The organism is Amycolatopsis ultiminotia (genome assembly GCF_039536925.1).
Classification (GTDB): domain Bacteria; phylum Actinomycetota; class Actinomycetes; order Mycobacteriales; family Pseudonocardiaceae; genus Amycolatopsis; species Amycolatopsis ultiminotia.
This window is the reverse complement of the sequence record NZ_BAAAZN010000010.1, coordinates 241,166-258,364: the sequence shown is the minus strand read 5'-3', so window position 1 is coordinate 258,364 and position 17,199 is coordinate 241,166. Positions and strand designations below refer to the sequence as shown.

13 protein-coding genes, 1 other RNA gene and 1 pseudogene are annotated in these 17,199 nt (G+C 71.1%); 4 read left to right on the top strand and 11 right to left on the bottom strand.

Annotation, left to right across the window (positions count from 1 at the left end; all coding sequences use genetic code 11):
* Positions 1–34 precede the first annotated feature (34 nt).
* The 3 genes from ABD793_RS23695 to ABD793_RS23685 all read right to left on the bottom strand — a co-directional run bounded on the left by ABD793_RS23695 (position 35) and on the right by ABD793_RS23685 (position 4,390).
* Positions 35–2,002, bottom strand: a complete 1,968-nt coding sequence (locus tag ABD793_RS23695; RefSeq protein WP_344863518.1) for a DUF6541 family protein — start codon at positions 2,000–2,002, stop codon at positions 35–37.
* Between the two features lie 73 nt (positions 2,003–2,075).
* The gene (locus ABD793_RS23690; protein WP_344863516.1) at positions 2,076–3,368 is read right to left on the bottom strand and encodes a polysaccharide biosynthesis protein; all 1,293 of its coding nucleotides are present in this window, start codon (positions 3,366–3,368) and stop codon (positions 2,076–2,078) included.
* The gene (locus tag ABD793_RS23685; RefSeq protein WP_344863514.1) at positions 3,365–4,390 is read right to left on the bottom strand and encodes a glycosyltransferase family 2 protein; all 1,026 of its coding nucleotides are present in this window, start codon (positions 4,388–4,390) and stop codon (positions 3,365–3,367) included. The genes ABD793_RS23690 and ABD793_RS23685 overlap by 4 nt, the downstream gene beginning before the upstream one ends.
* 71 nt (positions 4,391–4,461) lie before the next feature.
* On the opposite strand from ABD793_RS23685, the gene ABD793_RS23680 reads away from it, so the two are divergent.
* The gene (locus ABD793_RS23680) at positions 4,462–5,571 is read left to right on the top strand and encodes a UDP-N-acetylglucosamine 2-epimerase (RefSeq protein ID WP_344863512.1); all 1,110 of its coding nucleotides are present in this window, start codon (positions 4,462–4,464) and stop codon (positions 5,569–5,571) included.
* Positions 5,572–5,625: 54 nt separating this feature from the next.
* Here the strand turns inward: ABD793_RS23680 and recR are convergent, their stop codons facing one another.
* Positions 5,626–6,222 (bottom strand): recombination mediator RecR, encoded by a 597-nt coding sequence (recR, locus tag ABD793_RS23675; RefSeq protein WP_344863510.1) that lies wholly within the window; start codon positions 6,220–6,222, stop codon positions 5,626–5,628.
* A 4-nt stretch (positions 6,223–6,226) separates the two neighbouring features.
* Entirely contained in the window at positions 6,227–6,586 is a 360-nt protein-coding gene (locus ABD793_RS23670; RefSeq protein ID WP_344863507.1) for a YbaB/EbfC family nucleoid-associated protein, read from the bottom strand.
* 125 nt (positions 6,587–6,711) lie between these two features.
* Here ABD793_RS23670 and ABD793_RS23665 point away from each other — a divergent pair, with 125 nt between their 5' ends.
* On the top strand, positions 6,712–7,527 hold the full coding sequence (locus ABD793_RS23665; RefSeq protein ID WP_344863708.1) for an N-acetylmuramoyl-L-alanine amidase: 816 nt from the start codon (positions 6,712–6,714) through the stop codon (positions 7,525–7,527).
* 4 nt (positions 7,528–7,531) lie between these two features.
* Here ABD793_RS23665 and ABD793_RS23660 read toward each other — a convergent pair whose 3' ends face one another.
* Entirely contained in the window at positions 7,532–9,700 is a 2,169-nt protein-coding gene (locus tag ABD793_RS23660) for a DNA polymerase III subunit gamma and tau (RefSeq protein WP_344863505.1), read from the bottom strand.
* A 213-nt stretch (positions 9,701–9,913) separates the two neighbouring features.
* On the opposite strand from ABD793_RS23660, the gene ABD793_RS23655 reads away from it, so the two are divergent.
* Positions 9,914–10,723, top strand: a complete 810-nt coding sequence (locus tag ABD793_RS23655; RefSeq protein WP_344863503.1) for a spermidine synthase — start codon at positions 9,914–9,916, stop codon at positions 10,721–10,723.
* Positions 10,724–10,748: 25 nt separating this feature from the next.
* Here ABD793_RS23655 and ffs read toward each other — a convergent pair.
* The 4 genes and pseudogenes from ffs to ABD793_RS23635 form a co-directional block, all read right to left on the bottom strand.
* Positions 10,749–10,843, bottom strand: an RNA gene (gene ffs / locus ABD793_RS23650) — signal recognition particle sRNA small type.
* Between the two features lie 195 nt (positions 10,844–11,038).
* Positions 11,039–11,308: pseudogene (locus tag ABD793_RS23645) on the bottom strand (GTPase); the annotation flags it as partial.
* Between the two features lie 37 nt (positions 11,309–11,345).
* Positions 11,346–11,762, bottom strand: a complete 417-nt coding sequence (locus tag ABD793_RS23640; RefSeq protein WP_344863501.1) for a roadblock/LC7 domain-containing protein — start codon at positions 11,760–11,762, stop codon at positions 11,346–11,348.
* Positions 11,759–14,158 (bottom strand): sensor histidine kinase, encoded by a 2,400-nt coding sequence (locus ABD793_RS23635; RefSeq protein WP_344863499.1) that lies wholly within the window; start codon positions 14,156–14,158, stop codon positions 11,759–11,761. Before ABD793_RS23635 ends, ABD793_RS23640 begins: the two co-directional genes overlap by 4 nt.
* 240 nt (positions 14,159–14,398) lie before the next feature.
* On the opposite strand from ABD793_RS23635, the gene ABD793_RS23630 reads away from it, so the two are divergent.
* On the top strand, positions 14,399–15,304 hold the full coding sequence (locus tag ABD793_RS23630) for a serine/threonine dehydratase (protein ID WP_344863497.1): 906 nt from the start codon (positions 14,399–14,401) through the stop codon (positions 15,302–15,304).
* Here the strand turns inward: ABD793_RS23630 and ABD793_RS23625 are convergent.
* Positions 15,291–17,156: a glycosyltransferase family 39 protein gene (locus ABD793_RS23625; RefSeq protein WP_344863494.1), complete on the bottom strand. Its 1,866-nt coding sequence runs from the start codon at positions 17,154–17,156 to the stop codon at positions 15,291–15,293. The two genes, ABD793_RS23630 and ABD793_RS23625, sit on opposite strands and share 14 nt — an antisense overlap.
* Positions 17,157–17,199: the final 43 nt, after the last annotated feature.

Sequence of the window (17,199 nt, the reverse complement as noted above, 5' to 3'; positions counted from 1 at the left end):
CGGAAGAGGTGGACACGGCGATCACTGTAGCTTCTCACCGCCCGTGCGGGCGGTCGGACCCGGTCGCCGCACCCGCGGCGACCACACCCTGCTGGCCCTCGATCTCGTAAATGGTCGCCCCTGCGTTCTGGAAGACCACGCGGAAGTCCGGGCCGGCGGCCAGATCGGCCACGCCGACCGACTGCTTCGCGTCCGGGGTTGCCTTGCCGACGCCCTTGAGGGCGTAGCGCACGTGCAGGTCGGTGAGGTCTTCGCGGACCTGCGGGTACTTGTCGATATCGTCGAGCCACGCGCTCAGGTAGCCGGCCTTGGTGTCCGGCTCGGCGCCGTAGAACGTCCACTCCACCGGCGTGACCCCGGCGAGCGCGTACATCCACACCGAACCGTCGGCCTTGTCGTTCATCACGCGCTCGCCCGGCTGGGTGTGCTGCGCCAGCCAGGCGTACGCGGCCTCCTCCGCCTTCGACACGGTGGGACCGTCGTTGTAGTTGATCCCGAGCGTCGAGGAGTTGCGGCCGATGTAGCCGCCGCGGCTCAGCCCGCCGATGACCAGCCCGATCACCACGGCCGAGACCAGGGTGAGGGTGGCAGGCTGCAGCTTCACCCGCCGCTCGGTCTTGCGGGCCAGCCAGCCCGCGCCGGTGTGCACGAACTCGCCGAAGGCCACCGAACCGGCCAGCGGCACGAGTGCCGCGATCCGCCAGTGGTCGTTGTAAAAGATGCCGGTGAGCGTGTGGATCAGCGGGGTCTCCAGCGAGACGGTGGCCGCGAACAGGCCGCCGAACACGACATAGGCGGCGACCATCCAGAGCATCCGGCGGTGCCGCACCATCAGCACGATGCCGATCAGCGCGGGCACCCCGATCCACCACTGCGGGAAGTTCGACATCGGGGAGAACGTGATGGTCTCGCCGAGCCCGCCGCTGACCGTGGCCTCCGACGACCAGTACGCGCTCGTCACCCCGCCCGCGTTGTAGAGCGACGGCAGCACCAGCGGCACGCCGAGCACGGCGGCGAGCACCACCGTGGCGATCAGCGACGGCGCGCTTCGCCGCCATTCGAGCTTCTCGAAGCGGCACAGGACCGCGAGCAGGATCAGGATGAAGTAGACCGCGATGACGAACACGATGCTGGTGTGCAGCCCGGTGAGACCGGCGACGCCGACACCGATCGCGACCGGGCCCGCGATCCCGCGTGGCCGCAACAGGTACCGCGCGATGGCCAGCATCGCCGGGATCATCGCCACGCCTGCCACGTACGGCCACAGCGGACCGCGCCACAGCGAGTCGTAGGGGAACGCGGTGAACCAGGTGGTCACCGCGGCGGCGGCGGCCGTGCCGAGAGCGGGCATGCGCCACGCGTGGCACATCGCGGCGACACCGAGCGGCACGCTGAGGATCACCGCGAGCACGGCGAGGTTCAGCGTCGGCATCATGGTGAGCCCGGCCTTGTCGAAGACCAGCGCGAGCAGCGCGTGATAGGTGTCCGGGTAGAAGTAGTCCGCCTGGTCCGGCAGGTTCGCGATGGTGCCCACAGTGGACGGACGGGCGTCGCCGTGCTCGGCGATCCAGCGCACCAGGTTCCCGTGGAACGGCGCATCCCAGCCCTGCTGCACGCGGTCGAGCGAGTGACTGCCGCGCAGGAAGGTGACCGTACCCACGGCCATGCCGACGAGCACGCCGAGCCCGATCAGCACCTGCCCGCGCACCGAACGGTCCGGTGAGTCCTCGCCTTCGGTCCAGTCCCCGTGCCTGCGCGCGGTGAAGCGGCGCACCCCGAAGCCGACCGCGAACCCGACCACCGACAGCAGCACTGTCCACAGTGCCACGTCGAGCAGGTTCCAGCGGATGCCGAAGTCACCCAGCACCGGAATGCCGAGCGCGACGATGCCGAAGGTGAGCAGGGGCCCGGCCGCGGCCAGCGTCCAGCCACGAAGGCCGACCGCCGCACCGAAGACGACACCCGGCACCCAGAAGGCGAGCAAGATCAGTACTACGTTCATCGGATTCGCTGTCCAACCCTCACCGGTACACCTCACCGACCGTTTCGGCGGCTCGATCCGGGGTGCACATTACTCAGACGCCCGGAACGTCCGGCACGTTGCCCGGCCTCCGCAACACGAACCCCAGTGCGACCACGAGACCGGCGGTCGGGCCGATGGCGAGCCCGAGCACCGCGCGCAGCACGGTGTCCCCCGGTACCAGCAGAAGCACCAGCGCAGTCGTCACAGCCACCACCGCCCAGGTCACCAGCACCCGGTTCGCCTGCGTCCGCGCAACGAGCACGGCAGTCATCAGCTGCAGTGCGGTCAGCAGCACCGCGCCCCACACCATGCCCGCGATCCACCAGCCCTGCGCTCCCGCGTACTGCGCCCGGAACAGCAGCTGCACCAGCCACGGCCCGATCAGCCAGCCCACCACGACGCCGAGCACGCCGACCCCGATCGTGCCGAGCGCGCCGAATGCGATGAGCCTGCGCAGGCGGTGCATACCGTCCGCGGTACCGGACAGCCGGACCACGGTCGGTACCGCGAGCGCCTGCAGCGGTGTCAGCAGCAGCAGCGGGACCCGGGACACCTGCAGCGCCGCGAAGAGGATCCCGACCTGGTGTTCGTCACCGCCCGGCGCGAGCACCCGGACCAGCGCGGGGTAGCCGGTGATGACACTTGCGGTGAGACCCGCGCCGAGCAGCAACAGCAGCATCCGCGCGGTGACCGGGCGCCAGCCCTCGCCGTTCACCTCGAAGTCGAGCATCCGCCGGGCGGGGCGGGCGAACAGCAGCCAGGCGAACGATCCGGCTGCGGCGGCGATCGCGAAGGTGGTGACCCCGGAGATCGCGGAAACCACCACGAGTCCCATGAGCACCGCGCGTACCGCGGCCTCGGCGACGACGAGACGGGAGTAGGGCTTGATCGCGTTGCCGCCGACCAGCAGGCCCCGCGTCGCGAACTGACAGGCGAACGCGATCCCGCCGCACAGCGTGATGATGCCGAGCTCGATGTGCCCGCCGTAGAACCGGTCGTTGAGCACCGGAACCACGAGCGTGATCGCGGCGGCCAAGGCGACCACCGCCATGCCGACGGCGAGCACCCGCAGCGCGGAGCGGCCGACGCGGTGCCCTTCCACGGCCGCGACCGCGGATTGCCGGGACAGCTCCTGCTCCAGCGGGGAGAGCGCGCCGCCGAGGCCCATCAGGATGCCCCAGAACGACGCGAAGACCGCGTTGTTGACCGGGCCGAGGACGATCGCGGACACGAACGTGAAGACGTACCCGAGCCCGATGGCAACCAGCAGCGAGATGCCGATCTTGCCGACCGAGCGGCCGGTTTCGCGGGCCAGCGAGGACTCTTCGGTCACCGGCGTGCTCATCGGCCGGACCGGCGCACGCGGGCGCGCAGGGCGAAGGCCAGCCCGCGGACCGCGCCCGCGCCGAAGCCGGTGCCGAACACCGGGGCGAGCATGGCGACCGCGCGGGCCTCGGACTTCGTGGCGCCGAACCGGGTCACCGCGGCACCCGCGGCCGCGGAACCGGCCGCGGCCAGCGCCACCGCCGTGCGCGGACGGCGGGTGGCCAGCCCCAGCCCCAGCGCACCGACCGCCAATGCGGCGAACAGCCCGTTGCGGGCCGGCCCCGGTGCAGCAAGGTACGAATCGACAAACGTGGTGCCGCGGAAATAGGACTGCGCGGTGAACTTCCGGAACGAATCGCGCCCGTGGTAGGTCGCGGACAGCTGCGGGGCAAGGAAGATCCGGTGCCGCTCCGCGATCCAGCGCAGTACCCCGGTGTCGTCACTGGCGAAGCGGGAATCCTCGAACAGCGATTCGAATGCGGCACTCGCCTGTTCGAGCACTTCCCGCGGTGCGGAAAAGAATCCGGTGCCCTTCGGGAACACGTCGAATTCGTCGATGCCGAACGACATCAGCCGCGGATTCGCGCAGTAGCGCCGCCACGGGATCTTCACCAGACCGGCCATGAAACCGGCGTACGGGTTGTGTTCGGAGGCGACGTTCACATGCCCGTTCCACACCGTGCGCTCCGGATGCCCGGCGAGCTGGTCGCGCAGGAAGACCAGCGCGTCCACATCGACGATGACCCGGCTGTCGACCAGCAGCACCTGCGTTCCGGACGCCTTGGCGAGCCCGGCGCGGCGGGCTTCGAACCGGCCGCCGTTGGCCTGGCTGAGCACCGTGATCCCGTACCGCGCGCGCAGCTCGGCGAGCTTTTCCGGGGTGCGGTCGGTACTGCCGTCGTCGACCACCACGATCTCGACCGGCCAGCGCGCGGCCTCGGCGGCGCTCACCAGTGCGCCGACGCTGCGTTCGATCCAGTCCTGCTCGTTGTGCACCGGAATCACGACACTGAGCGAGGGGAGGAGCGGGTTGGCACTCACGGGGCGAGGCTACCCTGTGCCGGGGAACCGGACGTGGCCAGTATCCTGGCGCTCACCGACACCGACCAGGAATGGGCCCAACGGTGATTTCCTTCATTCTCGGCACCACTGCGGAACTGATCAAGATCGCCCCGGTCTACCACGGGATCGCCGAACGCGGCCTGCGCCCGAAGATCTGGTTCACCGCTCAGCACGTCGACGAGGTGGCCGACGTGCTCGCCGATCTGAAGCTGCCCGAACCCGATGTGTGGTTCGTGCCGGAGGAGAAGGCGCACAACCTCGAATCGCCCGCGCAGGTGCCGGGATGGGCGGCGCAGGTGCTGCGCACCGCGTGGGGCCGCCGGCACGAACTGCGGGCCGCGCTCACCGAGGACGGCCGTCCGCCGCTGGTGCTGGTGCACGGCGACACGTTCACCACGCCGTACGGTTCGCTGATCGGCAAGCGGATCCTGAAGGCCCGCGTCGGGCACGTCGAGGCGGGCGCGCGTTCGGGCAGCATCATGTCGCCGCTGCCGGAGGAGCTGAACCGCAAGATCGCGGCCAAGATCGTGGACATGCACTTCGCGCCGAGCGAGCGCGAGGTGCACAACCTGCGCAACGCGCGTGGCGTGGTCGTGGACACCGAGGCGAACACCGCGATCGACGCGATGCGGCTGGCCATCAACCAGCCGCTGGATGTGCCGAACCTGCCGGAGAAGTTCGGGCTGGCCACCCTGCACCGGTTCGAACTGGTCTCGCGCGCGGACAAGTACCGCGAGGCGCTGGAGATCCTGCGCGAGCAGAGCAGGCAGCTGCCGATCCTGTACATGGCGGGCGCGCCGGAGCGGGAGAAGATCCGCGCACTCGGCCTTGACCACCTGTTCGACGACAAGTTCATCGCGCAGCCGAAGATGCGGTACCTGAAGTTCCTGCCGCTGGTCGCGCGCGCCGAGTACGTGGTCACCGACTCCGGCGGGCTGTCCGCCGAGTGCTACTACCTCGGCCTGCCCTGCGCGGTGCACCGCGAGCGCACCGAGACCCCACAGCACCTCGGCGAAACCGTGGTGCTGACGGAAATGCGCGGGGACAAGCTGCAGAACTTCCTGGACACCTACCAGAACCGGCGCGGAGAGTCCTGGATGGACAAGTACCACCCGTCGGAAATCATCGTGAACTCGTTGGCGCAACTGGGTTACTGCTGACCTGCGCCCGCGAACGGCCCCCGCACCACGCGGGCGAGGGGGCCGTTCGCACGTTCAGAGCGTGCGTCGTCCGGACAGTGCGCGGCCGAGGGTCAGCTCGTCGGCGAACTCCAGATCGCCGCCCATCGGCAGACCCGAGGCCAGCCGGGTGACCGACAGGCCGGGGAAGTCGCGGAGCATGCGGACCAGGTAGGTGGCCGTCGCCTCGCCCTCGGTGTTCGGGTCGGTGGCGATGATGATCTCGCGCACGTCGGCCTCGCCGATCCGCTTCAACAGCTCACGCATGCGCAGCTGCTCCGGGCCGATGCCGGACAGCGGGTCGAGCGCACCGCCCAGCACGTGGTAGCGGCCCTTGAACTCGCGCGTGCGCTCCACCGCCAGCACGTCCTTGGGCTCCTCGACCACGCAGATCACCGTGAGGTCGCGCCGCTCGTCCCGGCAGATGCGGCAGGTCTGCTGTTCGGAGACGTTGCCGCAGATCTCGCAGAACTGCACGCCTTCCCTGACCTTGCCCAGCACGTCCTGCAGCCGCGCGATGTCCACCGGATCGGTTGCCAGCAGGTGGAACGCGATCCGCTGGGCGCTCTTGGGACCCACTCCCGGCAGCCGCCCGAGTTCGTCGATCAGGTCCTGGACGACACCCTCGTACAAAGCGTCAGCCGCCGAACCCGAGACTGCCGAGGTCCGGCATACCGCCCCCGCCACCGAGACCGCCTGCCAGCGGGCCGAGCTTCTGCTCGGTGAGCTTCTGCGCGTTGGCCGACGCGTCGCGCACCGCGGCGACCACCAGGTCGGACAGCGTTTCGACGTCGTCAGGGTCGACCACCTTCGGGTCGATGGCGAGGCTCTTCAGCTGGCTGTCGCCGGACACGGTCGCGGTGACCAGCCCGCCGCCCGCGGTGCCGGTGACCTCGGTGGCCGCGAGTTCCTCCTGGGCCTCCACCAGCTTCTGCTGCATCTGCTGGGCCTGTTGCATGATCTGCGACATGTCGAAGCCGCCGCCGGGTTGCACCATGATCGCACTCGATCCTTCCGCCACTGGGTGTTCGTGCCCAGCGTAGCTGCGTGCCCGGCGCGTCCGTCCTGGCGGCAGGCGAGCGCTGTGGCACGGTGGTCACCGTGCGTGCGAACCGACTCCCGCTGCTGACCGGCCTGCTGCTGCTCACAGCGTGTTCCGGCGGTGGTGGCACCGCTACCCCGCCTGCGGCGGCTCCGCCGTCCACCTCCCCGGTGCCCTCGAGCAGCCCGGCGCCGAGCACCGTCCCCAGCACGCCGTCGACGTCGGTCACGCCGCCACCGAACGCCGGGAAGGTGGTCGTGCTCGACCCCGGGCACAACGGCGGCAATTCGGCGAACCCGAAGGAAATCAACCGGAAGGTGCCCGCCGGGCGGGGCGCGATGAAGCCGTGCAACACCACCGGTACCTCGACCAACGCCGGATATCCCGAGCACGCGTTCACCTTCGCCGTCGCGCAGGAAGTCGGAAAGGCGTTGGCGGACAAGGGGATCAAGGTGGTCTACACACGCTCCGACGATACCGGTGTCGGCCCGTGCGTTGACGAGCGCGCGAAAATCGGCAACAGCGCCGAAGCCGACGCAGTGGTCTCCATCCACGCGGACGGTTCCACTTCGGCGAGTGCACACGGCTTTCACGTGGCCTATTCGTCGCCGCCGTTGAACGCCGCACAGGGGGAGCCGTCGCAGAAACTGGCGCACACGGTGCGCGACACCCTGCGCACCGACGGGTTCACCACCTCGACCTATATCGGCTCGGCGGGGCTCTCGGCACGCGCGGACCTCGGCGGGCTCAACCTGTCCACCCGCCCGACGGTGCTCGTGGAATGCGGCAACATGCGCAACGCCACCGAGGCCGCGCAGATGTCCTCGGCCACCGGGCAGACCCGCTACGCCGAAGCCATCACGCAGGCGATCGAGGCTTATCTGACCGCGCAGTAGCCGGTCAGTCCAGCGGTCGTGCGCCGAGCTGGTCGGAGATCAGCTTGCGGGCGATCTGCTCCGGGTCCTCCTCCGGCGGCGCGGGCGGGGCGGGCGGCACCGGGCTGGAGTCCTCGGAGTAGATGTCGTCGTCCTCGTCGGAGGGTTCCGGCGGCAGCGGGATGTCCGGCTCGGCCGTGGTGACCCGGGGCCGGTTGGGCGGTTCCGGAGCCGCCGCAGGCGGTGCCGGGGTGGCCGCGGGAGACGACGGTGCCGCGGACGGCCGCGTGAACGACCGCTCCGGAGCAGGCTGCTGCTGCCGTGGCGCGGCAGCCCGCGGCTGGGCGGCAGGCGCGGCCCCGTGCACGCACCGGATCTGCCATTCCCCCGGCAGCACGTCGGCGAGCGCTGCGGCGATCTTGCGGGCGTTGTCCTGGTCGTTCAACCGGCGGGCGAGCGGCTCGGACTTGTGGGTGAGCGTGACGGTCGTACCGGTCACCTCGACCACGGTCGCCTGGGTGAGCATCGCTTCCAGGCTGCGACCACCGGTGAACTTGCGCAGCGCGGCCAGCAGCTGCGGCCAGACGGTGCGGATGCCCGCCTCGTCGACCGCCCCGGACGCAACCGGCTGCTCCGGCGCCGCGTCAACGGGTGCCGGACGACTCTCCTCCGCCGGACGCTCAGGAGCCGGTTGCCGCTGTTGCGCTGGGCGCGAAGGGGGCTGGCCCTGCTCCGCCGGAGGCGCCGAGGCCGGTTGGCCTTGCTCCACGGGGCGGGCGGGAGTCGGCTGCCCCTGCTCCGCCGAGCGGGCGGCGGCCGGCTGGCTCTCTTCGACCGGGTTGGCCGGGGCCGAGCCGGGCGCCTCGGCAGCTCGCGGCCGGTCGGACGCGGCCGGTCGCACCGGGACCTCCGCCGGTGCCGGTGCAGCCGGTGCCGATGCAGCCGGTGCCGACGGTTCCGGTGCTGCCGGGCGCTGCGACGGCCGTTGGAACTCCCGTACCGGAGGTTCCACGCCGGCATCGCCGCCGGTGGCGACCACCGCGCGGCGTTCGAGGCGTTCGATGCGGGCCAGCAGCGCCTTTTCCGCCTCGATCACCGAGGGCAGCAGCATCCGCGCGCAGAGCAGTTCGAGCACGAGCCTGGGCGAGGTCGCGCCGCGCATCTCCAGCAGTCCACTGTGGACGATGTCGGCATAGCGGGACAGCGTGGCAAGGCCGATTCGCTCGGCCTGTGCGCTCATCCGCGCCAGTTCCTCGGCAGGCGCGGACACCAGACCGCGCTCACCGGCCTCCGGCACCGAACGCATCAGCACGAGGTCACGCAGCCGGTCGAGCAGGTCGGTGGCGAACCGGCGCGGGTCGTGCCCGGCATCGGCCAGCTTCTCCACGGTGACGAACACCGTGGCGGAATCCTCCGCCGACAGCGCGTCGACCATGTCGTCGATGAGCGCGACGTCGGTGACGCCGAGCAGGGCCACCGCGCGCCCGTAGGTGACGCCGTCCGGGCCGGCGCCGGCCAGCAGCTGGTCCAGCACCGACTGGGTGTCGCGTGCGGAACCACCACCGGCGCGGACCACCAGTGGGTAGACCGCGGGCTCCACCGTGGCGCCCTCGGCCGCGACGTTGCGCTCCAGCAGTTCCCGCATCGAGCCCGGCGGGATCAGCCGGAACGGGTAGTGGTGCGTGCGCGAGCGGATGGTGGTGAGCACCTTGTCCGGCTCGGTCGTGGCGAAGATGAAGATCAGGTGTTCCGGCGGTTCCTCGACGATCTTCAGCAGGGCGTTGAAGCCCTGCGTGGTGACCATGTGCGCCTCGTCGATGATGAACACCCGGTAGCGCGATTCGGCAGGCGCGTAGAACGCCTTGTCCCGCAGCTCACGGGCGTCGTCGACACCACCGTGGCTGGCCGCGTCGAGTTCGGTCACGTCGACGCTGCCAGGGCCCTCCGGGGCCAGTGCGATGCACGAGTTGCACTTGCCGCACGGATCGGGGGTCGGGCCTTCGGCGCAGTTGAGCGAGCGCGCCATGATGCGGGCGCTGGAGGTCTTGCCGCAACCGCGTGGCCCGGAAAACAGGTACGCGTGGTTGATCCGCCCGGCAGCCAGCGCGGTGCGCAGCGGTTCGGTCACATGCTCCTGGCCGACGACCTCGGCGAAGGTCGCCGGACGGTACTTCCGGTACAGCGCTAGAGCCACGGCCCGAGACTACAGTGACGCGCACCGCCCCCGTCGGGCGCCGAGGCAGCCGGGCCCGCGCGGGACCCGTCGGTGCATCGCGCCGCGGCCCCGTACCCAGCGCGTCCGCGTACCCTCGGCGGGCATCCGACGGAAGGATTCCGGTTGAGCCACGCCCGTTCCGGCCGAGGACGCGACCGAGCTCGCAGCGGTCCCCTCCCCGGTAAGTACCCGGTGCGGTTCGGCACCGCCGAGCTGCTGCGGGACGCCGACCGGCCCCGGGCGTGGTTGCTGTCCGTCGGCGGGGTCGCCCAGTCGTACGTCGATCTCGACGACCCGACGAACCTCGAATTCGACTACGTGCGCCGCCTCGGCGACCTCGTCGACTGCCTGCCGGACGGGCCGCTGGAGGCAGTGCACGTGGGTGGTGCCGGGTGTTCGCTGCCGCGGTACGTCGCGGCGACCCGTCCCGGTTCGCGGCAGCTCGTGTTCGACGCCGACGAGCCGCTGATCGAGCTGGTGCGGGAACAGCTGGAGCTGCGGACCGTGCCGCAGCTGCGGGTCCGCATCCAGGACGGTCGCGAGGGCATCCGCAGCCGCCGCGCCGGATCCGCCGACCTGGTCGTGGTCGACGCCTTCGAACGCGCGACGCTCGCCGGCGGGCTGGCCACCGTCGAGTTCGTCACCGACGTCGCCAGGGTGCTCCGCCCGGCCGCGGTGCTGCTCGCCAACATCACCGACGGACCGGGGCTGCCCTTCGCCCGCCGGTTCCTCGCCACGCTCGCGGAGGTGTTCCCGCACGTGGCGCTGCTGGCCGAGCCTGGGGTGCTGCGCGGACGGCGGTTCGGCAACCTCGTACTCGCCGCCTCCCGCACCGGCCTGCCCGATGCCGAGCTGGCCCGTCGCGCGGCGTCCTCGGCCTATCCCGCGCGCTACGTGCACGACGACGAGCTGCGCCGGCTGCGGGGGAAGGCGGAACCGCTGACCGACGCGGACGCGATGCCTTCGCCGGCTCCGCCGGAGGACCTGCTCGGGCTGTTTTGAGCCGCGGAGACGAGGTCCCGGAAACGAAAGGGGACCCCGCGCACCCGTCAGAGCCTGCTTATCCTTGCTGCCTTCCGGCCCTGGGGAGGTTCACAGGGTGGACGCCGCGCGGGGTCCATCGGCAAGTGTAGCGGGCGCCTGCGTGGCACCGGTGCCCACCCGCAGCACCGCGCGCAGGGCGGACCGCACCGACGAGGCCGCACGCGCGTCGAAGACGCACATCGGCACCTCCTCGCGCACGGACAGTGCCCAGCGCAGGTCGCCGAGCGAGCGGTCGAGTACCCGGTCGAACAGGTTGAGCCCGATCACGAACGGCAGCCGGGTCCGTTCGACGTAGTCCAGCACCGGATACGCCTCGTCCGGCCGGCGTGGATCGAGCACCACCAGCACACCGTCCGCGCCGGCACCCAGATCCGGTCGCCGCCCCGGCGTACCGAAGAGGTACACCCGCGTGTGCGCATCGAGAGTCACCCGCCCGAAATCGAGCGCCACCGTGGTGCCGCCCGCGTCGGTCCGCAGCGGGGCGATTTCCGAGACGGCACGCACCGCCGTGGTCTTGCCCGCCCCCGGCGGACCGACGAGCACGACTTTCGCCGGGCGCGGTCCCGCGCCCCGGGATTGTTCAGGCACCAACGGTGTTCTTGAGCTCCTCGATCAGGGCGGGCGTCAGTACCTCGCAGGCCCGGTTGGCGAACATCGCCATCTCGTAGGCAATGGTGCCGAGGCTCGCCTGCTTGTTCGCGAGCACGCCGAGCGAACAGCCGACGCTGATCGTGCAGACCACCAGGTACCCGCGGTCCAGTTCGACCACGACCTTGTCCGGGTCGCCGAGTGGATGGCTGTCGGACACGCCGTTGGCCAGCGCCAGCATTGCCGAGCAGGTGGCCGCGAGCCGGTCCGCGTCCGCGCGGTCCAGATCCTGCGAACCGGCAATCAGCAGGCCGTCGGCGGACACCGCGATCGCGGCGATCGCCCCTGCGGTGTGCAGCGCGAAACGGTTGATCAGCCAGGTGAAGTTCTGGGCTGCGGGGGCGGTCATGGTCCTCCTTGATCGGCAGCGATGACGGCGGTGGCTTGTTCGGCTTTGGCGACCCCGTCGGAGAACGCGTCGAACCTGGCGCGTTCCGCTGCGGGGTCGCGCAGCCCTCGGCGCGCGGACGGCGCGCGAACGGCCTGTGGCAGCCGAAGCTCCGGCGCCAGCTGGGCACCCGGCACGCGCCGCTCGATGCCGTCGCGCTGTTCCGGTCGCACCGGGGCGAACCGCTGCGTCGGCTGCGGATCGGCGGCCGCCTCGCCGTGCACCGGGTCCACCGCGTCGGCGGCGTCGGCGGCGGCGTCCGCAGTGTCGGCGGTATCGGCAGTGTTCGCGGCGGCGGCGGTATCCGGGCCATCCACAGTGGACGGTTCGAGCAGACCGGCCAGCGTGCCTGCGCTGGCCGCGAAATCGTCGTCCGGTTCGGCGGCAGGCCAGTCCGGTTCCCGAATCGCGAACCAGCCGAACCCGTCCGCCACCGGGGAGTCCGGCGCGGCGATCGCGGGAGCGGGCAGCAGATCCGGGACCGGGTCCGGGATCTGCCCCGGTTCGAACAGCCCGACCGGCTCCGGCTCGTGCCGGGTGTCCACGTTGCGGGTGAACAACGCGTACGGCACGGTGATCTGCGCGGTGAGGCCCGCGTCTGCCTCGGTCGGCTGCAGTTCGACGGTGAGCCCGTGCCGCCGGGCGAGCTTGGCGACCACGGCGAGCCCCAGCTGTGGCACCGGAGCACCCTCGTCCGGTGCGGCCAGCCTGCGGTTCTCCTCGGCGAGCCGTTCGGCAGGCAGGCCGACGCCGTGGTCGGTGATGCTCACCAGCAGGTCACCGTCGGCCTGGAACCGCGTGGCGACGTCGACGAACGAGTCCGGGGGCGAGAACGCCGCCGCATTGTCCAGCAGTTCGGAGAACACCAGCACCAGGTCCGGGCCAAGCGACGGGACGAGCTGCACGGCGGCAGGCTCGGCCAGCCGCACCTGTGCTTCGTCGTCGAGCTCTTCGGCAGCCGACCGTAGTGCGGTGGCCAGTTCGACCGGTCCGCCGACGCTGGATTCGCCGGGATCGCCGGACACCACGAGCAGATCGTCCGCGGTCCGCCGGAGCCGCGCCGCGGTGCGGTCCAGCCGGTGCAGATCGGCGCTCAGCACCGGCTCGGTCGCGCTGCGGCGCAGTTCCCCGACGAGCGCACGCTGGCTGCTGATCAGGTTCTGGGTGCGCCGGGCGGCGCCGGCGAGCAGATCCGTGGCGGCCCGGCGGCTCGCCGCCTCTCTCGACACCGCCTCGACCGCGGAGCCACGCAGCCGGTTGAACGCCTCGGCCACCTCGGCCGGTTCTCCGCCGGAGGCCACATTCAGCTCGGGCAACGCCGCGGGCGCGCCGTCGGTGGGCTCCACGATCTGGGCGAACTCGGCGTCCGACAGCGCGGCCGCCGCCCGAGCCTGCGAAGCCAGCCTGCGCATCGGGCGACTGATCGACCGGCCGATCAGCACGGCGAACACCAGCACCAGTCCGAAGAGGACGACCGCGGCGCCACCGGTGAACCACGCGCGCCGGGTGGCCTCGTTCGCGCCGGCGGCGGTGCGGCCGACGATCGAATCGAGCACCTCGTCCTGCGCAACAGCCCGCTGTCCGGCAAGTTCGGTCGCGGCGGTGACCATCCCCGGCGAGATCTGCGTGCCGGCGAACTGCCGGGCCAATGCGCTTGATTCGACGCCCGCGACCAGTGCCGCGTCGCCCGGATCCGCCTGCTGCGCGAAGCGCTCCTCGTAGGCACTGGCGCGCTGGCCGGCACTGTCGACAAGGGACTGTCCAGGCAAACCGGCGCCGGCGACGAGCGCGGTCAGCCGAAGCGCCCGTTGTTCGTTCGCGCGCAGCAGTGAGTCCACTGCACCCAGCTGCCGCAGTCCGTCACCGTCTGAAGTGGTGTGTGCGACGAGCCCGAGTGCATCGATCATGCCGGTGATCGCGACGTCGTAACCGTGTGCGATGTCATCGGGGGAAGCGCTGTGGTGCAAGGTGTTCCCGCGCAGCTGTGACAGTGAGCTGACGCGCCCGAGTGCGCCAGCCATCTCGGCAGGAGCATTGCCGCGCACGTGGTTCAGCTCGACGTCGACGGCTCGTTGCTGCTGGCCGAGCTCGGCGGAGGACGCCGCCGGGTCGGCCGACAAGGCCGCAGCGAAAAGACTTTCACGTTGCAGCTGCTGAGCGAGGTGCCCGATCCGCTGGGCCTGCGACACGGCGCCCGCGGTGCGCGTCGCCGCCACCGCGGCACTCGCCTGCGTGCACCCCAGCGGCACGGCCACGAGCACCACCAGCACCAGCGGAACCAGGGCGAGCAGGGCCACCTTGCCGCGGATCCCGAGCCGGCCGGACAGCCGCGCGCCGGGAGCGTGCGACCGGGTCATCCACGTCACCTTCCGTTCCCGGTGAGGAGTGCACCGAACGGGGACATCCGCTGGAGTTCACTACTTTTGGTAAGGCTCGTTGCGGAACGCACAAGGTCGGCCACCCACCGTTCGCGCAGAGCTTAGCGAGGTCCGCAAGGCCCCGACAATGCCTGATTGCCGACAGCCGCAGCCCGTCCACGCTGCGGATTCCCGACCACCGGTACCGCAGGCGGCGCGACCGGGAGGAGAATGGCCGCTATGCCTGCCACGCCAACCCCGGCCGACGTCCGAGCCGCCGCGGATCGAATCCGACCACACGTACGGAGGACACCGCTGTTACGCACCGAAATCGACGGCAGGCCAGTCGTGCTGAAGCTGGAGCACCTGCAGCGGTCCGGTTCGTTCAAGCTCCGCGGCGCGGTGAACGCGCTGCTCACCGGGCCGTCGGCGGAGCGGGTGGTCACTGCCTCCGGTGGCAACCACGGCCTTGGCGTCGCCACCGCGGCGCAGGCGCTGGGGCTGCCCGCGGTGGTCTACGTACCGGAGACGGTTCCGGAGGCCAAGGCGGCCGGCATCGAAGCGACCGGCGTGAAGCTCATCCGGCACGGCACGACGTACGCCGAAGCGGCCGCCGCCGCGCGCGCCGTGGCCGAGGAACCGGGCACGCGCTACCTGCACGCCTACGACGACCCTGCGGTGATCGCCGGTCAGGGCACGGTGACCGCGGAAATCGTGGCAGCCGCACCGGACGTCGATGCGGTGGCGATCGCAGTGGGCGGCGGTGGACTCGCCGCCGGGGCCACCCTCGCCGCGGACGGACGCAGGATCTACGCGGTGGAGCCGGAAGGGAGCCAGGCCCTGCACGCGGCGTTGGCGGCAAGCGAACCGGTCGACGTCACGATCGACTCGGTGGCCTCCTCCGCGCTGGGCGCGACCCGCGTGGGTTCGGTTCCGTTCGGGCTCCTCGCCACGCCTTCGGTCACCTCGGTACTGGTGACCGACGCGGAGATACTCGCCGCCCGTGATCGGTTGTGGAGTGAGTTCCGGCTCGTGGTCGAACCGGCCGCGGCCGCACCGTTGGCCGCATGGCTGGCCGGCCGGATCCCCGCGGACCTGCCGTGCTTCCTGCTCTGCGGTGCGAACACCGGAATCACTTTCGCGTGAGGTCGTAGACCGTCGTGTCGCCGACGGTGGTGGCCGGGAAGTTCTCCTCGACCCAGCTGGTGATCTGCCCGGCAGTGCCCCGGCCACCACCGAAGCCACGGCCACCGGCCACGAAGTAGTGGATCTCGCCCGCCGAGACGTACCGCCGGAACTGTTCGAGCGTGGGCGCCGGATCGCTGCCGCTGAAACCGCCGATGGCCATCACCGGCTTCCCGCTGTTCAGCGCGAGCCCGGCGGACTGCATTGCCCCGGTCTGCGCCGCGGCCCAATTCGTGGTGGTGGCCTGCAGGAGCCGGTTCACCTCCGGATCGGACTGCGCCTGCCCGCCGAACCCACCGCGGCCGCCGCGTTGCTGCTCCGGTCCGGACGACGGCATTCCGCTGCTGTGTGCGCTGGCCGCGGTGACGACGGTGAACGAGGCCGTGCCCAGCACCGAGGCCACCAACACGAGCACCGCGACCACCGGCGCCGCGCGCCGCAGCCGGTCCGCCCCGAAGAGCAGCGCGACCACCCCGAGCGCGCCGAGCACCAGCGCGGTGTAGCGCAGCCACGGCTGCCAGCCGGACGTCCGCTCCAGCAGGATGAATCCCCACACCACGGTGACCGCGAGCATGACCGCGAGCACCACGCGCGAGGCGAAGTTCGCCCGGCCCCGCCACAGTTCACGGGTGGCGATCCCCAGCGTCGCCGCGATACCGGGGACGAGCGCCACCGTGTAGTACGGGTGGATGATGCCGCTCATGTAGCTGAACACCACGACGGTGACCACGGTCCAGCCGCCCCACAGCATCAGCGCGGCGCGCGTGCGGTCGGTGCGAGGCGCGCGGCGCGTGAACCACAGCCCGGCGACAAGTCCGATCAGCGCGGCGGGCAGCAGCCAGGACGCCTCGGTGCCGAACTGGTCACCGAACAGCCGGCTCAGCCCGGTGGCACCGCCGAATCCGCCGAAACCACCACGTCCGCCGGGCAAGTCGAGCCCCTCCGGCAGCCTCGGCCCGGCCCCGCCGCCACCGTGTTCCTGACCGAAGATCCGGCCGAGACCGTTGTAGCCGAAGGCGAGCTCCAGCACGCTGTTGTCGGTGGAACCGCTGATGTACGGGCGATCCGCGGCGGGCCACACGGCCACCGCGAGCACCCACCACCCCGCGGACGCGACCACCGCGCCTGCCGCGGCCGGCAGCTGCCACAGCCGACGGCCGAGCGGCGTCGGCGCGGCCACCAGGTACACCAGCACGAAAGCCGGTAGCACCAGGAACGCCTGCAGCATCTTGTCCAGGAAGCCGAGTCCGATCGCCACCCCGGACAGCAGCAGCCATCCCGTGCTCGCCTTTTCCAGCGCCCGAACCAGAAAGTACGCACCCGCGACCATCAGCAGCACGAGCAGGGCGTCCGGGTTGTTGAACCGGAACATCAGCGCGGCCACCGGCGTGAGTGCGAACAGCCCACCTGCCAGCAGCCCGGCGACCGGACCGGAAAGCCGCCGCACGGCCAGGTACACCAGGCCGACCGAGGCCACCCCGGCCAGCGCGTCCGGCACCAGCATGCTCCAGCTGGAGAACCCGAAGACCCGCGCGGAAAGTCCCATCACCCACAGCGAAAGAGGTGGTTTGTCGACCGTGACCACGTTGCCCGGATCGAGTGCGCCGAAGAACCACGCCTTCCAGCTCTCCGTGCCCGCCTGCACGGCCATCGCGTAGAAGTCGTTGCCCCAGCCGGAGATCGACAGATCGATGAGGTAAAGCGCGGCCGTGCCGAGCAGCAGCACGGCAACCGCAGGCCGGATCCAGCGCGGCGCGGCAGGCTCCGGTGAGTCCACTGTGGTTGTTCCGGGAGACACGACGACGGTCGTCATCCCGCCATTCTTGCGGCACCGGTCGGTGACTGGCTGTGTGTCG